This window comes from Methylobacterium brachythecii (genome assembly GCF_014196345.1).
In the GTDB taxonomy this organism is placed as follows: Bacteria; Pseudomonadota; Alphaproteobacteria; order Rhizobiales; family Beijerinckiaceae; genus Methylobacterium; species Methylobacterium brachythecii.
Genome location: NZ_JACIDN010000001.1, coordinates 21952 through 39018 on the forward strand (window position 1 = coordinate 21952; position 17067 = coordinate 39018).

Consider the following 17067-nt stretch of genomic DNA (forward strand, 5'->3'; position numbering starts at 1 on the left):
GAGAGTTAATCCGCTCAATCGTCAATAGACTGTTGCGTTGATCGGAACAGTCACGCTGGGGTCACGCACCCGGTAGAGAGTGGATGGTCACCCCGGGACCGGCCCGCCGGGCCACCTCGCAAAGATGGCTGTGATGCGTGAGGTAGACGACCTGCCCCACCCGAGCCATGCCAGCGAGCAGCCCGAAAGCCTCCTCCGCGCGGAAGTCGTCGAAGGTTTCCATGATGTCGTCGGCAATGAAGGGCAGAGGCGCCCGTGCCTGCACGAACTCGTGGTAGCCGGCGACGCGCAGCGCCAGATAGAGCTGGAAGCGCGTGCCCTTCGAGAGCTGGTCCGCCTCCTTCGAGCCGCCGCCGGCCGACAAGGCGATCAGCGTCTCGCCGTCTTTGTCCGGCTGTGCCGTGAGCCCCGAATAGGCGCCCCGGCTGATCGTGCGGAAGGCATCCGAAGCACGCGTCATCATCGAGCTGCGGTGGCGCTCACGATAGATCCGCAAGCCGTGCTCGGTGGCGGCCGTACCGGCGCGAAGCTGCAGGTAGCGCGCCGCGCCGTCCTCGATCTCCAGCAGCGTCGTACGCCGGCGCCCTTCGATCTCCGCGACCTTGTCGTCGCCACCGATGGCCTCGACCTTGCCGGTCGCGTCCTTCAGCTGGGCGAAGATCTCCTCACACAGCCGGACCTGGTCGGCGAGGCGTGCCTGAAGCTCCGCCAAATCCGCGTCCAGGGCCTCGCGGTCGGCGGCATCGAGCCGCTGCTCGGCCTCGGCGAGGCTGGCGAGGCGCAGGGCATCGAGGATCTCGCGCTCGGCCGCCTCGGCCTGCTCACGCAGATCGCTGCGTCGGCCGACATCGGCCAGACACTGGCCGACCTCTACGAGGGTCTCGACGGCGAAGAGGGCGGTCATCTCGCCCTTGCGGCCGGCATAGATGGCCAGGGTCTCGGCGAGACGGGCCTTGCGGGTGCCGGCCTCCTCGGCGGCTTCGACCAGCTTTTTCCGGCGCTCCTGCTCGGTGCGGGCCTCGCGGATGCGCTCGCCGACGCGCCGGGCCACGCCGAGCGGATCGGCGGCATCTTCGTCGAGACCGAGCTCGCCGGCCATACGCGCGACGAAGGCGCGAAACTCCTCCTGGTCCTTCGTCATGGCGTCGATCCGATAGGCCAGATCGGTCTTGCGCTGGACCGCAGGCGCCAGTTCCTCGATGGCGATGAGCATCTCGCGCACAGCAGAAACGCTCGGCACCGCCCTGCCCTCGCCGAGCCAGCAGCCGGCGCAGGTCTCGGCCCAAGCCGTGCTCCACCCGGCCCCCCGTGTCTCGGCCTGCTCGACGGCGCGGTGGCGGCCGGCGAGGTCGCGCTCGCGCTCCTCGACATCCTCGCGCAGGCCCCGGATCTCGGATTGGCGGTCGAGCGCACTCTGCGCGGTGGCGAGGAGCGCGGCGAAACCTGCCCCGGAGTCCACCGCCAGACCGGCAGCATCAAATGCGGTCCGCATGCGCTCCTCGCCGTCGCGTTCGTCGGCCAGGGCCTCACGCAGGTCGGATTCGGCCGCGAACAGCGCCTCGCGCACGGCCAGGGCGTTCGCGCGCCGGGTCAGCCATCCGTCGAGTTCGGCCGGTGTCATGGCCGGATCGAGGGCGGAGGCGATCCGGCTGATCGCGCTGGCGATGTCGCCACGCAGCCCGCTCAGGGCTTCCGCAGCCTTCGCCTGGTGGCCTTCGGCCCGGCGCAGCTCCGCCTCGGCGATGGCGAGAGCCTGCGCACGCTGTTGCAGGATGGCGAGATCCGCCACGTGGCCGAGCCGCGCAGAGGCGACCAGATCGTCCTGGCGCAGTAGGGCCTCGAAGGCATCGGCCGAGGCTGACGTGAGATCGCGGCGATGCGTGGCCCAGGCTCGTTCACGGCCGGCCCGCAGCTCCGCCGCCTCGCGGTCGTCGACGAGACCTTTCACGGACGCCATCGCCGCGCGTTCGGCGATGAGCCGTCCGACCTCGTTCCTCAGCCGCTCGACCTCGCCGGCATGCCGGGCCACGGCCGTCTCGCGTGCTTCCAGGTCGGCGCCCCAGCCCCGGATCGTCGCCGGCTCGGGGTAGCGCAGGGCAAGCAGTTCGTCGGCCTCGCCCTGCCAAGGAGCGAGCATGCGCAGCCGGTCGGCGAGACGCGCCCGCTCCGCATCGCGAGCACGCTCCGCCAATCGGCGACGGGCGTCGTGATCGGAGCCGCGCAGAGCGGACAGTGTGGCGGCGAGACCGGCCATCGCGGCAGGCGCCCTCGCGTCGCCGGCATCCGAGGCCTGCAGTCGTTCCTGCGCCTCGGTGAGGCGGCGCTCCGCATTTGCTCGCTCGGTGAGTGCGGCCTCCCTGGCGGCATCGAGCCCCGAGCGCGTTTCGATCAGCTCGCGCAGGCGGCCGGTCACCGAGGCGCCGAGCAGGAGACGGCGCGGCTCCTCTTCGCCGGGCTTATCGAGGCGAGCGAGGATAGCGGCGACGGCAAGATCGGCGGCGCGCACCTGGACGCGGCGTTCCGGCAGGTCGATCTCGGCCGTGGAATAGCGGGCCTTCATGCCCTCCAACCGGTCGAGCGCGTCGTGGCGCTTCAGCGCGACCTCGTCGACGGTGATCGCGTCGATCTCGTCCTGCAGGCGGCGCAGCTCGTCCTCGGCGGATTTCAGCCGGATGCCGAGTTCGATCTCCTGTTTCTGCAGCGACGGAAGGTCCTGAAGCCACGCTCCGGGCGGCTCGGGAAGGCCGGCGAGCGGAGCGAGGCGCTCGCGGATCGCGCGCAGGGCCGCCAGCCGCGGCAGGGCGTTGAGCGAGCGCTGGACCGCATCGAGGCGCCCCTGCACCTCCGAACGCCCGGCTATGGCCTCGTCGTATTGTGCGTTGGCCCGGTCGCGCGTCGCGATCAGCCGGGCATAGTCCGAGGCGATGGTGTCGAACTGCTCGCGCTCGGCCTTCAGCGTGGCGAGACGCGCCTTGAGATCGGCGAGCGCGCCGCCGCGGGCCCGGTACTTGTAGAAGCCGTCGGCCTCGGCGCGCAGGCCGAGCAGGTTGCGGCTGAGATCGGCGAGGCCGGCGCCAGCCGAAAACAGCAGCTCGCCGAGATCGCCCTTGCTCGCCAAAATGCTCTCGCCGCCCTTCTCCAGGGTCTCGTCGTCGAGGGAGAACATGGTCCGGTAGGCATCGCGGTCGATGCCGCCGAGATCGACCCTGATCGCCGTCTCTGGGATCACCTGGTCGTTGCCGTCGAGCAGGCTGGCCTGCGGCTTCTTCAGGCGGCCGAAGCTGCGCGGACCATCAGAAAAATCCAGCACACCGCCGATCCGCATGGTCGGATAGGGGTGCAGGAAGTTGTAGGGGCTCTGGCCGCCGATGCCGAACAGCAGATCGAGAAACGCCGCCAACGTCGTCGATTTCCCGGCTTCGTTCGGGCCGTAGACGATGTGCAGGTCCGGCACGCCCTCGGTCCGCTCACCGAAGTCGATCGCGTGGTCCGTGAACTTACCGTAGCGGGTGAGGTCGAGACGACGCAGACGCATCAGGCCTGATCATCCAGCGCGTGGAGACGGGCCAGGACCTCGTCGGTACCCTCGCGGGCATGGCGGGAGAGCAGGGTCTCGACGGCTGCCTCGTCCGCGCCGAAGCCGTCGCGGCATTCCGATGGGAGCTGGCCCCTCAGCTCATCGGCGATGTCGCCGAGCTCTTTCAAGAAAGCCTGCGAGCCGAGCACCTCGTCGTCGATCAGGCGACGCAGCTCGTGCAGCGGATCGGATGAGGCGGCCGTCGCCTCCTCGGGCGGGATGCAGGCGATCTCGAGCTTTTCGAGCCAGCAATCGCCAACGAGCCCCCCCCGCGCCTCGGCCTCGGTCCGCAAGACATCGCCGTCGCGACGCATGCGCCAGGCGAGCGGCGTCGCTCCGGTGAGCGTGAGCCGCGCCACGAGATGCCGGGTCGAGACCGTCATCCGCGCCCGCTCCAGCGCCGCGCCGATGGCGCCGATGATCTCGCGCCATTCCGTGACGCCTGAGACGTCCACCGAAACGCGCTCGAACTGCGCGATGCCGATCGGGCGCCCCTCGACGCGGATGGCGCGGTCATCGCCGATCGTGACAAGGGTCACCGATTTGGCGCCGGCTTCGTTGATGTCGCGGCCCTGCGGCATGCCGGGCATCACGATGGTGCAGTCGCCCTCGGTGACGGAGCGCCGATGGATGTGCCCGAGCGCCCAGTAGCGGAAGCCGGTGGCGCGCAGATCGGCGAGGCTGCAGGGCGCATACGGGTCGTGCCCGGCTGCCCCCGCGAGGCTGGTGTGCAGGATGCCGATATTCACCGCCCCTTCGACGGCCGGCCGGTATTTGGCGAGTAGGCTCTCGGGTGCCTGCGACTGCGAAAAGCTCAGGCCATGGATCGCGACCGGAAAGTGGTCGCCATCGCGGTCGATCGCGATCGTGTCGGCGCGTCCGCCGAACACCGTGACCGTCTCGGGAAACACCAGCTCCTTGGTGATCTTCGACAGGGCGTCGTGGTTGCCGCGGATCACGAAGACGCGGGTGCCGGCGTCGTGCAGCCGCCGGATCTGGTCGGCGAGGAAGCGGGCCGTCTTCATCGAGGTCTGTTCGCCGTCGTAGAGGTCGCCGGCCAACAAGAGCGCGTCTACGCGCTCGTCGAGGCAGAGATCCACGATGGCGGTCAGCGCCTGCCGCGTCGCGTCGCCGATCAGAGCGGCGAGATCGGGATTGCGCAGGGCGAGCGAACGCAGCGGGGAATCGAGATGGATGTCCGCCGCGTGGACAAAACGAAACGCCAAGGAACCGGAGACTCCGCACCGCCCGCCCGGTCTGGATGCCGGGCTCGTGCGGGTGCGATTATCTCCGATGGAGTCGGCCGGTTCAACGCGCCCGGGCGACCGTCCACCGGGAGGAGCGGCATCGAATTTCCGAACTCGGCGTCGTAACCTCTCGCGAAAAGGGATCGGACATGACCCGCATCACCGGCGGATGCCTCTGCGGCAGCCTGCGCTACGAGGCAGAGGGCGAGCCTCAGTTTGCGGGCATTTGCTGTTGCGCCGATTGCCGGAAGGCCTCGGGCTCCGGCTTCATCCCGTTCATGGGCTTCGCGAGCGAGGCCCTGCGGTTCAGCGGCGCGGCGGCGCAATTCCGTTCGCCCTGCTTTCGGGGTGGGGAGGCCCTGCGCAACTTCTGCCCGTCCTGCGGCGGCCTCGTCTTCGGCGGAGAGGCCGGGAAGGACACATCGCACACGATCTATGCCGGCTCCCTCGACGATCCGTCGCTGTTTCGGCCGACGATGGCGATCTTCGGCCGGGACAAGCCCCACTGGTTGCCCGTGCCGCCGGGCCTGACGGTGTTCGAGACGATGCCTGAGTGACGAATGCGTGCCGACGGAGACACGAGCATGAGCCGCACCATCGACCTCAACGCCGATCTCGGCGAAGGTTTCGGCCCCTGGCGGATGGGGGACGACGCCGCCCTCCTCGACGTCGTCACGTCGGCCAACATCGCCTGCGGCTTCCATGCCGGCGATCCGGACATCATGGTCGAGACGGCGCTCGCCGCGCAGCAGCGCGGCGTCGCCATCGGCGCCCATCCGGGCTTTTTCGATATTCGCGGCTTCGGCCGAAACCTGATCCGAGAGACGCCCAGGAAGATCGAGCGGGACGTCGCCTACCAGATCGGCGCGCTGCAGGCCTGTGCGGCCCTGGCCGGAACCCGCGTCACCTACGTCAAGGCGCATGGGGCGCTCGCCAATCTCTCCAACGCCGAGGACGAGGTGGCCGAGGCGATCGCGCGGGCGGTGGCCGGCGTCGATCGCGGCCTCGCCCTCATGGTGATGCCAGGGCTGGCCGCCGAGCGCGCAGCGGACCGCGCCGGCCTGCGCGCGATCCGCGAGATCTACGCCGACCGCGCCTATGCCGATGACGGCACCCTCGCGCCGCGCTCGGCCGAGGGCGCCGTTCTGCACGAGACGCGCGACATCGCCCCGCGCGTGATCCGCATGGTCGAGGATGGCGCGATCACGACGCTCTCGGGCAGGCGCATCCCCATCAGCATCGACACGGTCTGCGTCCACGGCGACAATCCGGGGGCCGTCGAAGCGGCGCGTGCCGTGCGCGCCTCGATCGAGGCGGCAGGCATCGTGGTGGCGCGGTTCGCCGCGACCTGAACTCCGGCCCCGATCACGTGGGGTCCGGGCGGCCGCCGCCATGAGGCTTTCCTACCTTCCCAGGCAGACGATCCACATCCTGGCGTTAGAGCGACCGGACTTCATAAGTCACATTGCCATTCAGCGAATACAGTGCTCACCTTCTTCTGCGGAGGAAGTGTTTTGGCAAAAAACATTATCATTTTCTCAGATGGCACCGGCCAAGCAGGCGGGTTGCTGCCGGACGAAACCCGCAGCAATGTCTACAAGCTGTACCGCGCCACCCGCGTTTGCCCGGACACGTCAATCGACCCGGCACATCAACTTGCGTTCTATGATGTCGGACTCGGCTCAAAAGCAGCCGGCGGCAACATAAGGATCGCCTGGTGGCGCCGCCTCTACAATATTCTCGGTTCCGCGACTGGGCTCGGAATTACGCAAAACATCATCGATTGCTATGCCGCGATCCTGCAGGTCTGGGAGCCGGACGACCGCATCTACCTCCTTGGCTTCAGCCGCGGGGCCTACACCGTTCGCTGTGTCGGCGCCGCCCTTTCGCTGTGCGGTGTTCCCACGCGGTCCGAGTCCGGCGAGCCCCTCCGCCGCGATCCGGCATCCGCCAAGGCGCTGGCCTCGGAAGCGATTCGACAGGTTTATCAGTTCGGCGCCGGCAAGACCGAGAAGGACGGGACCGCGAACAAGCTGCTCGAGGGCGTGCGTAACGAATTAGCGGCCGATTTTCGAAAGCGTTACGCATCGGCCGCGCCGAACGATGCCAACCTGTCGAATGCCTATCCGTACTTCATCGGCGTCTGGGACACCGTTGCTGCACTCGGACTAACCACTCGCAGGTTTCTGGGGCTCGGCCTCGCTGTGGCGGTGACCCTCGGCCTGCTCGCTCTGATCATGGATTTCTTCCTGGTCAGGTTCGGTCACTATTTCAGCGCCGCTCTCTTCTGGCAGTCCTATCTGCGCGTTACTGGTCTTTCCGCCGCAGTGGCCGTTCTTGCTTACCTTGCCTTCTACGTAAAATTCACGACCAAAAGTAAGATCCCTTGGTATGAAACGCTTCATCTGACCGGTTGGAAGATGGTCTTCTACAACACGGAGCTGAACCCCTTCATTCAACACGCCCGGCACGCGCTGTCGATCGACGAGAACCGCAAAGAGTTCAAGAACGTCCCCTGGACGAAAGGAAAGCAGGTCGTGACGGTCGGGAAGAAGGGGGCTGAAACGCAGCTCATCCAGACGTGGTTTGCCGGCGTACATTCGGATGTCGGCGGTAGCTATATCGAGAACGAAGCGCGTCTGTCCGACATCGCCCTGAAATGGATGATCGACCAGGCGATATCGCTGCCGAAACCGCTCCTCGTCGACGCGTCCGTCCTGCACCTTTGGCCGTCAGCCGACGGTCCGCAGCACGACGAGCGAAAGGCGACCGTGGCGAGTTGGCCCGGTTGGTTCGTCTGGTTGATGACGCTGATCTGGAAGCGCGAGGAGCTGGGCTGGAAACCATGGGTCCGAGAGGTTCCCAGGGATGCCCCGCTCGATCCGAGCGTGCTCGCGCGCCTGCAGTTGCGGGCCGTGCTGCGCTACGACCTAACCGAACCCTACCGCCCGAAAGCGCTCGAACACCACGTTCAGGCGCATCACCTGTATCCGCCGGCAAACGGCGTCTGATCCCTTCCCTGGAAGCCCCTCATGCCGTGAGCCGCGCCTCGGTGCAGAGCCGTATCCGCGGCGAGCCATGCACGGAGATCGCATGGCCGTCTCCGTACCGCGCAAAAACTCGGGATCGAATTCATAATCTCACAGTTTCTTGTGGCGCGCCGGTCAGGTGCGCCGAGTGAGAGAGTGTGCGGGCCATGAGTACCGATCCGAGGGCCCAGGCTTTGATCGCCCCGCCGCGTCCCACGCGAGTCACTGCCGCAGAGACGCCGAAAGGCGCCATCGCCTCTCCGTTGATCGTCACGGCGATCATCGTCACCGCGCTCTATCTCGCCCGCGACATCCTGATCCCGATCGCCATCGCGGTGCTGCTGTCCTTCGTGATCGCGCCGCTGGTGAACCTGATCCGACGGCTGAAGCTCGGCCGGCTGTTCTCCGTGCTGGTCTCGGTACTGATCGCCGCGGGCATCATCGGCGCTCTCTCAACGGTGATCGGCGTGCAGGTCGCCGACCTGGCGAAGGACGTGCCGCGCTACCAGCACACGATCGAGCGCAAGATCGAGGGCCTGCGGCACGGTCCGCTCGGCACCGGCATGGACTACCTCACCAACATCAACCGGGCGATCCACGACGCCGGCAACGACGCGGACAAGCAGAAGAAGGCGGATACGTCGCAGACCAAGCCCGATCCCGCACCGGCGCCCGTCATCGTCGAGATGAAGGACCGCCCACCGAGCCCGTTCGAACTCGCCAACACCGTGCTCTCGCCCGTGCTGGGGCCGCTCGCCACCGCAGGCATCGTGCTCGTGGTGCTGCTCTTCATCCTGATGCAACGCGAGGATCTTCGCGATCGGCTGATCCGGCTGGCCGGATCGAGCGACCTGCACCGCACCACCGTGGCGATGGACGACGCGGCGCGCCGGCTCAGCCGCTACTTCATCGGCCAGCTCGCGCTCAATTCCGGCTTCGGCATCGTGATCGGCCTCGGCCTTTGGGCGATCGGCGTGCCGAACCCGGTGCTGTGGGGCATCTTTTCCGCGCTGATGCGCTTCGTGCCGTATATCGGCGCCTTCCTCTCTGCGGTGTTTCCCGTCGCAGTGGCCGCGGCGGTCGATCCGGGCTGGGGCATGGCCATCGCCACGCTGGCATTGTTCGGTGTGATCGAGCCAATCGTCGGCCAGATCATCGAGCCACTGGTCTACGGCCATTCCACCGGGCTCTCGCCCTTCGCGGTGCTGGTCTCGGCCCTGTTCTGGATCTGGCTGTGGGGGCCGGTCGGGCTGATCCTGTCGACACCGCTCACCGTCTGCCTCGTCGTGCTCGGGCGGCACGTCGACTCGCTCGAATTCCTCGACGTGCTGTTCAGCGACCGGCCGGCGCTGACGCCGATCGAGAATTTCTACCAACGCATGCTTGCGGACGATCCGGAGGAGGCACAGGAACACGCCGACCTGATCCTGCGGCAATGCTCGCTCTCGGCCTATTACGACGAGGTGGTGCTGAAAGGGCTCGAACTCGCATCGCGCGATGCCACCCGTGGCGTGCTGACCCTCGAACAGAAGAGCGACATCCGCACCTCCATCACCGCGCTGATCGACGATCTGGAAAGCCGCCGGGACGAGCGGCCCGCCCGCCCCAAGACCGCACGGCGCCTCTTCGCGGGCAAGGCGGTGGCCGCGGAGAGCGCGTTCGATCCGTCGCCGGCCGTCGACGATCCGCCGGAGCACGGCGAACTGCCCGAGGCCTGGAGGCAGGAGGGCGCGGTGCTCTGCGTCGCCGGCCGCGGCTTCCTCGACGAGCCGGCCGCGGCGATTCTGGCTCAGCTCCTGCGCAAGCTCGGCCTCGGCACGCGGCTGGCCGAATTCTCGGAACTCGCCCGTGCCAAGATCGACAACTTCGATGCCGGCCCGGTACAGATGGTCGTGGTGATCTCGCTGGCGATCGGCGGCGAGCCCGGCCATGTGCGCCGCCTCGTCGGGCGACTGCGCAGCAAGCTGCCCGGCAAGCGCATCGCCGTCGGCCTCTGGCAGATCGACGAGGATTCCCTCGGACAGGCCGGGCGCCGAGAGATCGACGCCGACGAGCACGTTTCCTCGCTGCGCGACGCGGTCGAGGCGGTGCTGTCCAGCGCGGGCACGAAGGCGGGCGCCGCGGCAGCGGAGGCCGAGAAGGCGGCGGCGATCCCGCCGAGGCAGGCCATGCCGACGCCGGCGTGACCCGGCGTCAATCCAGCATGCCGGTGGCCTTGCCGACCTCGACCAGCGGCTGGAAGGCGTCGTTCTTCACCGGCACGAACTTTGTGCGGCCAAAGGGCTCGAGCAGCTGGGGATCGGTCATGCCGATGAGCGCCTGACGCAGCTTCTCGGTGAAGCCCTTGCCCCAGGTCTGCTCGACGTCACCGCGCACCGACCATTGCGTGTTGGCGAAGGCCGGCGATTCCCAGATCACCTTGACCTTGCTCGGATCAACCTTGCCGGCCTTCTCGTCGAGCTTCCAAACCGTGTAGTCGACGGCGCCCATGTCGAACTGCCCCGACTGGACGAGCTGGATGGTGCGGCTGTGCTCGCCCGAATAGCCGATGCGCGAATAGACCTCGTCCGGTGTTTTTCCCGGGAAGGCCTGACGGATATAGAATTCCGGCATCAGCCGGCCGGAGGTCGAGGAGCGCGACCCGAAGACGAAGGTCTTGCCGAGGGTGCCGACGGGGAAGTCGGGCGACTTCTCCAGGCCGAGCCGGGTGTTGGCGATGAAGTAGGTGCGGAAATTCGCGTCTTCCGCTCCCTGCGCCAGGGCCTGCGAGCCGGCGACCAGCTTGCGCGCCTGCACGCCGGTGAAGCCGCCGAACCAGGCGAGTTGGACCTCACCGTTGCTGAAGGCTGTCACGGCCGAGGAGTAGTTCTTGACGGTGACGTATTTCACCGGGACGCCGAGCTTGCTCTGGAGATAGGCCGCGACCCGGCCGTAGCGCTCGACGAGCCGGGCCTCGTCCTGGTCGGGGATCGCCGTAAAGGCGAAGACCGGCTTGGCCTCCTGCGCGTGCGCGGCACCGCCCGCGATCGCGGCAGCGAGACCCGCGATGAGCGCACCCGCACGAACCAGCCCGAACATTCGAAGTCTCCCTTCGCGCTGCCTCCCGCGGCAGTATCGACGATGCGAGACTAGAGACCGGCTCCTGACAGCTTCGTGACAGGAGCCGGGGCCCAGCTCAGATCGCCGTCGTCGCGTTGCTGCCCTCCTCGCGGCCGATGCGGCTGTTGCGGCGGCTCCAGCCAAAATAGATCAGCAGGCCGATCGCCAACCAGATGACCAGCCGCAGCCAGGTCTCGCCGTCGAGCGACACCATCATCGCGAAGCACGACAGCACGCCGAGGATCGGCACCAGCGGCACCAGCGGCGTGCGGTAGGCGCGCGGGGCATCGGGCTGCGTGCGGCGCAGGATGATCACGCCGATGCAGACCAGGATGAAGGCGAGCAGGGTGCCGATCGAGGTCATGTGGCCGAGTTGGCTGATCGGCAGGAAGCCGCCCAGCGCACTCGTGAACACCATGAAGAACAGGTTCGAGCGGTAGGGCGTCTTCCATTTCGGGTGGATCGCCGCGAAGAAGCCCGGCAGCAACCGGTCCTGCGCCATCGTGTAGAACACGCGGCTCTGGCCGAGCAGCAGCACCAGGATCACGGTGGAGAAGCCGCAGATCACGCCGAAGGTGACGAGGCCGCGCAGCCACGGGAACGGCGTCTGGGCGATGGCGGTGTTCACTGGGGCGGCATCGCCCTTCATCGCGTCGTAGTGGACGAGACCGGTGAGGACGCCGGCAAAGGCGATGTAGAGCACCGTGCAGATCGCCAGCGATCCGAGGATGCCGATCATCATGTTGCGCTGGGGGTTCTTGGCCTCCTGCGCCGCCGTCGAGACCGCGTCGAAGCCGACATAGGCGAAGAACACGACGCCGGCCGCGCGCATCACTCCGGAGATGCCATACTCGCCGAAGGTGCCGGTATTGGGCGGCAGGAAGGGCTGGTAGTTCTGGCCCTTCACGTAGAACAGGCCGACGCCGATCACGGTGATCACCACGGCGACCTTCACCAGGACGATCGCGGCGTTGACGCGGGCCGATTCCCGGATGCCGATCATCAGAAGGGCCGAGGCCGCGACGATGATGAAGATCGCTGGCAGGTTCACGAGGCCGTGCGCCATGGTGCCGTCGGCGAGCTGGTAGGTCTCGAAGGGCGAGTTCGCGAAGGCGCCGGGCAGGTTGATGCCGAGCGTGTCCTTGAGGAAGCGCGTCACGTAGCGCGACCAGCTCACCGAGACGGTGGCGGCGCCCACCGCGTATTCGAGCACGAGGTCCCAGCCAATGATCCAGGCGACGAACTCGCCCATGGTCGCGTAGCTGTAGGTGTAGGCCGAGCCCGCGACCGGGATCATGCCGGCTAGTTCCGAGTAGCACATGCCGGCGAAGGCGCAGCCGATGGCGGCAATGGCGAAGGAGATCACGACGGCGGGGCCGGCATGCTCGGCCGCCGCGATGCCGGTGAGGGAGAACAGTCCGGCGCCGATCACCGCGCCGATGCCGAGGCCGATCAGGCTCCAGGGACCGAGGGTCCGTTGCAGGGAATGCTCGCCGCCCTCTGCATCGGCGTTGAGCCGATCCAGGGTTTTGATGCGGAAGAGATCCCCCGCGATGCCTGACGCCATGTCCGCTCCCTCCCGCTCTTGATGTCGTTGCGACGATTGAGCGTTGAAAACGCTGTGGTTGCAAGGATGTTGCCGAGATTCGGCAGCCTCGGCTGGTTTTCCGCCCGCGACGTCCGCTTCTCAGCGGTCGGAGGCCGCTTTCACCGAGCCGTCGACGAGATGCCGCAGGATCTCCCTGGCCGAGCCAGCAATATCCGGGCCGGCAGCGCCCGGAGTGCCGGCCTGGAAGGGAGGCTGTGGCGCATATTCGGCAACGAGTTGCGCGGTCTTGGCATAGGCCTCGCCCTTCAGTCGGGCGGCGAGAGCGATCGCGAAGTCGAGCCCTGCCGAGATGCCGGCAGCGGTGACGCGGTTGCGATCGAACACGACGCGCTCGTCGACCGGCGTCGCGCCGAGCAGCGGCAGCACGCTCTCTCGTACGCACCAATGCGAGGTGGCGCGGTAGCCCTGGAGTAGACCCGCCGCGCCGAGGATCAGCGAACCGGTGCAGACGCTGGTGATCCAGGAGGCGACCGCCGCCTGCGCGCGCAGGAAGGCCAGGGTCTCGGCGTCGCGCATCTGCGCCGGCGTGCCGTCGCCACCGGGCACGAACAGCACCGTGACCTCGCGCGGGCAGCCCTCGAAATCGTGCGTCGCCAGGATCGAGAGGCCGGTATCGCTCTCGACCGGGCCGGCCCGTTTCGCGACGAGATGAAGGCCGCCCTCGGCGAGCCCGGAGAGCAATTCCTGTGGTCCGACGACGTCGAGAGCGGTCATGCCGGGATAGAGCAACATCGCGATCGAGATGCCCTTCGCGGACGCCCCGGCCTTGGGCTCTGACCCGGCGAGCGCCGCGGCCGGACGCGGCAGCAGAGCCGCCACGAGGGCGGCCTTGGTGAAGTCGCGCCGCTTCATCGTCCCGTCCTTCCGGCCGCTCTCAGGCCTCCTCGCGCTGCCGATCGCGGCGGACGGAGGCATCGCGATCCGCGCCCGCATGGCCCGGTATGAAAGCATCGAAAGCGGCCCAGAAATCGGCGTGGATCGCGTCAGTCTCGTTGAGGATCTCGTGTCGCGCGCCGGGCAGCACGATGAGATGGCCGGCGCGCAGACGCCCGACGAAGCGCTCGGTCGCCGGCAGGCTGCAGACTGGGTCGGCGCCGGCACCGACGACGAGCACCGGAATCTCGATTTGCGGCGGCACGCGCGGGTCGCGCAGGCGCTGCATGGCCCGGAAGGCGGAGGCGAGCCAGGCGATGGTCGGGTCACCTACTGCGCCAGCACCGACATCGACCGCCGCGGCGGCGTTGCGGGCGTATCGCACCGGATCGCCAGAGAGCCGGTTCCCGGCAAACGGCTTCGTGGCGATCGAGACCGCACTGCCGAACGGAATGTAGGCCCGGCCGAAGCCGAGCCGGTGGAGGAAGCGCGACAGCAGCGAGGCAGCGAGCGGATACTTCACCATGCGCAGCCCGAGCATCGGCGCCACCGTCACCAGCCGCTCAAAGGGCAACCAGCCCTCCAGCGCGCCGGTTAAGGCGATGGCGCCCCCCATGGAATGGGCCAGAGCGAAATGCGGCTCCGGGGTCGAGGGCACCAGCACGGTCTCGGCGACGGCCGTGAGATCGAGCCGGTAATCGTCGAACCGCGCCACGTGGCCCTTGTGGGCATTGCGGACCTGCCGCGAAGAGTCGCCCTGGCCACGCCAGTCGAAGGCGACGACGTGGAAGCCGCGGCGGCGCAGCTCACCGATCGGCTCGTAATACTTCTCGATGAATTCGGCCCGGCCCTGCATCAAACAGACGGTGCCCTTCTCCGTGCGGCCCACCGGACGCCAATAGGCGGCACGCAGGGTCTGGCCGTCGGCGGTGCGCACGGGAACCACGGTCGCTCCCGGCGGGATCGGATTCCCTGGCGTGGACTTGAGCGTCAGCATCGTCGGATGGGGCCTCGCGAAAGCGCCCGCGGAAGTCTTGCGAGCGCGAAAATCCGTTCCGATATCAGTCTCGCGCCGGCCAATGCGGCGGCGCGACGGTCCGGCCCTCAGGCGGACCCGACCAGTCTACATGTTGCTCACCGAGAGGATATGTCATGCGCCACTACGATCTCGCCCCGCTCTATCGCTCGACCGTCGGCTTCGACCGCCTCTTCGCCGCCCTCGACGGTTTCGTCAGCGCCGAGCAGGCTCCCACCTATCCGCCCTACAACATCGAGCGGACCGACGAGAACGCCTACCGCGTGACCGTCGCCGTCGCAGGCTTCACCGAGGCCGAACTCTCGATCGAGACCCGGGAAAGCACCCTGACTATCAAGGGCGAGCGCAAGCCCGTCGAAGGCAGCAAGGCGGAGCTTCTCCATCAGGGCATCGCCGCACGCGCCTTCGAGCGCCGCTTCCAGCTCGCCGACCACGTCCAGGTCACCGGCGCGTCACTGGAGCATGGTCTGCTCCACGTCGATCTCGTCCGCGAGGTTCCCGAGGCCAAGAAGCCGCGCCGGATCCAGATCGCGGGCAACGCTCCCGCAAGGCAGCCGACCATCGAGGGCTCGGTCCAGCAGGCCGCGTAAGGCCTTTCGAGTTCAAACGCTTTTGTCAGAGCGCCTCGGCCGTCGGCCGGGGCGTTTTCGTTCGAGCCCCCGTCACTGCGAGCGTAGTGAAGCAGTCCAGGGCAAACAGGCCGACGTCGCGGGTGCGACCCTGGATGGTTTCGCGTCGCCAAGACGCAGAGCGAGGCGCCAGACCTCAAAAGTCCCCGAAGCGGTCACCGCGGCCGGGCTCGTAGCAGGTGTAGCCCACGAAGCATTGCGGCGTGTCGCGGGCCGGCACGAAGGCGCGCCTACCGATCTCGGTGGGCTCGCAAAAGCTTCTGTCGCGCACGAAGCGGTCGTAGGTCTGGCCGCCGGTGCCAAGCACCACGCCGCCCTGTCGCAGAACCACGTCCCGGGCCTGCGCGCAGGTCATCTGCGTGGTGGAAGGCCGCGCGGAGGCCGCCGAGGCAAGAACCGCCAGCATCAGCGCGGACAGTGCCGTGGTGCGGATCATGACAAAGGGCTCGCGTGTCCCGGCGCCCATCATGCGCCGTACCCGGACAAGTCCGCGCCCGTCCCTTGGCTCCCCCGCCAACGAAAAAAGCCCCGGATCGCTCCGGGGCTTTTCTCTCGATCGGGTGTCGACGGATCAGAAGGTGAAGCCCGTCTCGATCAGGTAGCGGTCCTGGCCCGACTTGTTGCCGAAGCGGCCGAAGCCGAGGCCGAGCACGCCGCCGCCTGCGAAGGCGGTGCCGCGCTGGAAGCTGGCGAGATCGACGTGAGCGTACTCGCCGCGAAGGAAGTAGCGGCCGTAGGTGAAGGTCGGGGTGATCGTGTACGAGAAGGCCTCGCTGCCCGGTCCGTAGAGGACGTTCGTGCGGCCGAACGGATCGTTACGGTTGCCGCTCTGCGTGATGTACTCGAAGCGGCCACCGAGCGAGAAGTTGTCGTTGAAGTTGTAGGCGGCCAGGATCGACGCACCGAAGGTCTCGGCGCCGATCAGGCCGAGGCCGGCGTTGGAATCGACGGCGGTGTACTGGACGTACGGCGTCACGGTCCACGGACCGCTAGCGTAGGTGTAGTTCGCGCTGACGATGCTGCTGTTCTGGAGTGCCAGCGGCGTCGCGAACTGGAAGCCGAAGCCACGGGTGGAGGAGTTGAAGTTGTTGAAGTGCGTGCCGCCGTTGACGCCGATCGTGTTCGAGTCGTCCAGCTTGTAGGTGATGGCGCCGGTGACCCAGTTCAGCTCACCCGAATAGAAACCGTCGGTGACCGCGAGCGACGCGCTGAGCGGGCCGCTCGAATAGTTCACCTGGGCGCCCTGGTTGATGATGTTCTCCTGACCGAAGAGCAGGCCGCGGGAGATGTTGATGTTCTGGAAGGTGAACGGCAGCTCGGAACCGATGTTCGTGAACATGCGGCCGCCCTGGACCGACCACTCTTCATTGATCTGGTACTTGCCGTAGGCAGCCGGGACCGGCCCAAACAGCAGCTTGTTCTGATCATACGACTGATAGACCGGCAGGCCGAGGCCCGGGATCGAATAGAGGCCGGCAGCGACGAAGAACTGGAACGGGCCGTCGGCCTTCTGGACCCACAGCATCGCGTTGCTGAAGTCGAGGCGCGAGGTGCGCTCGGGATCGGTGCCGGGCGTCGGGGCCGCATAGGCGAACTGGGCCGACTGGAAGCTGTAGGCGTAGCCCGACAGCGCACCGCCGAGATACAGGTCGCCGATCGGAGAGGCCCAGCAATTGTTGTCGGCCGGGGCCTTGATGGTGGGACCGTAGGACGGCGTGGAGAGCGCAGCCTTGCAATGCTCCTCGACCATGATCGGCGGCGCTGCCTTGGCGGGAAGGTCGGCAGCGAAAGCGGATCCGGCGGCGAGAAGTGCAAGCGTCGCCACGGAACCCCGCAGCACCAGTTTGGAAGACATCGGTCGAGCCCCTTGATTTCTTGTATGGTCAAGGTTGCAGGACCGGCCCGTGCACCGCAAAACCAAGTTTGAGGCAATTGCCTATTCAGTAGGCAGTTTCGGTTGCACGAACT

At 67.5% G+C, this 17067-nt stretch carries 13 protein-coding genes; 5 read left to right on the forward strand and 8 right to left on the reverse strand.

Features of this window, described 5'->3' with window-relative positions:
• Positions 1-61 precede the first annotated feature (61 nt).
• Together GGR33_RS00100 and GGR33_RS00105 are read right to left on the reverse strand one after the other, a co-directional pair.
• Positions 62-3535, reverse strand: a complete 3474-nt coding sequence (locus GGR33_RS00100) for an ATP-binding protein (protein ID WP_183501290.1) — start codon at positions 3533-3535, stop codon at positions 62-64.
• A complete protein-coding gene (locus tag GGR33_RS00105) occupies positions 3535-4803 on the reverse strand; it encodes a metallophosphoesterase family protein (RefSeq protein ID WP_183501291.1) in 1269 nt (422 codons plus the stop codon). The genes GGR33_RS00100 and GGR33_RS00105 overlap by 1 nt, the downstream gene beginning before the upstream one ends.
• A 170-nt stretch (positions 4804-4973) precedes the next feature.
• Here GGR33_RS00105 and GGR33_RS00110 point away from each other — a divergent pair, with 170 nt between their 5' ends.
• The 4 genes from GGR33_RS00110 (at position 4974) to GGR33_RS00125 (ending at position 10039) form a co-directional block, all read left to right on the forward strand.
• Positions 4974-5381, forward strand: a complete 408-nt coding sequence (locus tag GGR33_RS00110) for a GFA family protein (protein WP_183501293.1) — start codon at positions 4974-4976, stop codon at positions 5379-5381.
• A gap of 27 nt (positions 5382-5408) precedes the next feature.
• Positions 5409-6176 (forward strand): LamB/YcsF family protein, encoded by a 768-nt coding sequence (locus GGR33_RS00115; RefSeq protein WP_183501295.1) that lies wholly within the window; start codon positions 5409-5411, stop codon positions 6174-6176.
• Positions 6177-6308: 132 nt separating this feature from the next.
• Positions 6309-7835, forward strand: coding sequence for a DUF2235 domain-containing protein (locus GGR33_RS00120; RefSeq protein WP_284211093.1), 1527 nt, complete (start codon positions 6309-6311; stop codon positions 7833-7835).
• Between the two features lie 185 nt (positions 7836-8020).
• Complete coding sequence (locus tag GGR33_RS00125; protein ID WP_183501297.1) at positions 8021-10039, forward strand: AI-2E family transporter; 2019 nt, start codon at positions 8021-8023, stop codon at positions 10037-10039.
• Positions 10040-10046: 7 nt separating this feature from the next.
• On the opposite strand, the gene GGR33_RS00130 is transcribed toward GGR33_RS00125, so the two are convergent.
• The 4 genes from GGR33_RS00130 to GGR33_RS00145 form a co-directional block, all read right to left on the reverse strand.
• Entirely contained in the window at positions 10047-10931 is an 885-nt protein-coding gene (locus GGR33_RS00130; protein ID WP_183501299.1) for a putative selenate ABC transporter substrate-binding protein, read from the reverse strand.
• Positions 10932-11028: 97 nt separating this feature from the next.
• The gene (locus tag GGR33_RS00135; RefSeq protein ID WP_183501301.1) at positions 11029-12519 is read right to left on the reverse strand and encodes an amino acid permease; all 1491 of its coding nucleotides are present in this window, start codon (positions 12517-12519) and stop codon (positions 11029-11031) included.
• 120 nt (positions 12520-12639) lie between these two features.
• On the reverse strand, positions 12640-13413 hold the full coding sequence (locus tag GGR33_RS00140; RefSeq protein WP_183501303.1) for a DJ-1/PfpI family protein: 774 nt from the start codon (positions 13411-13413) through the stop codon (positions 12640-12642).
• A 22-nt stretch (positions 13414-13435) separates the two neighbouring features.
• On the reverse strand, positions 13436-14431 hold the full coding sequence (locus GGR33_RS00145; RefSeq protein WP_183501305.1) for an alpha/beta fold hydrolase: 996 nt from the start codon (positions 14429-14431) through the stop codon (positions 13436-13438).
• Positions 14432-14586: 155 nt separating this feature from the next.
• Between GGR33_RS00145 and GGR33_RS00150 the strand changes: the two genes are divergently transcribed.
• The gene (locus tag GGR33_RS00150; protein ID WP_183501307.1) at positions 14587-15060 is read left to right on the forward strand and encodes an Hsp20 family protein; all 474 of its coding nucleotides are present in this window, start codon (positions 14587-14589) and stop codon (positions 15058-15060) included.
• A gap of 175 nt (positions 15061-15235) precedes the next feature.
• Here GGR33_RS00150 and GGR33_RS00155 read toward each other — a convergent pair whose 3' ends face one another.
• Positions 15236-15535 carry a hypothetical protein gene (locus tag GGR33_RS00155; protein ID WP_183501309.1) on the reverse strand — a complete coding sequence of 100 codons (300 nt, stop codon included), beginning with the start codon at positions 15533-15535 and terminating at the stop codon, positions 15236-15238.
• Between the two features lie 135 nt (positions 15536-15670).
• Positions 15671-16954: an outer membrane beta-barrel protein gene (locus GGR33_RS00160; protein ID WP_183501311.1), complete on the reverse strand. Its 1284-nt coding sequence runs from the start codon at positions 16952-16954 to the stop codon at positions 15671-15673.
• Positions 16955-17067 lie beyond the last annotated feature (113 nt).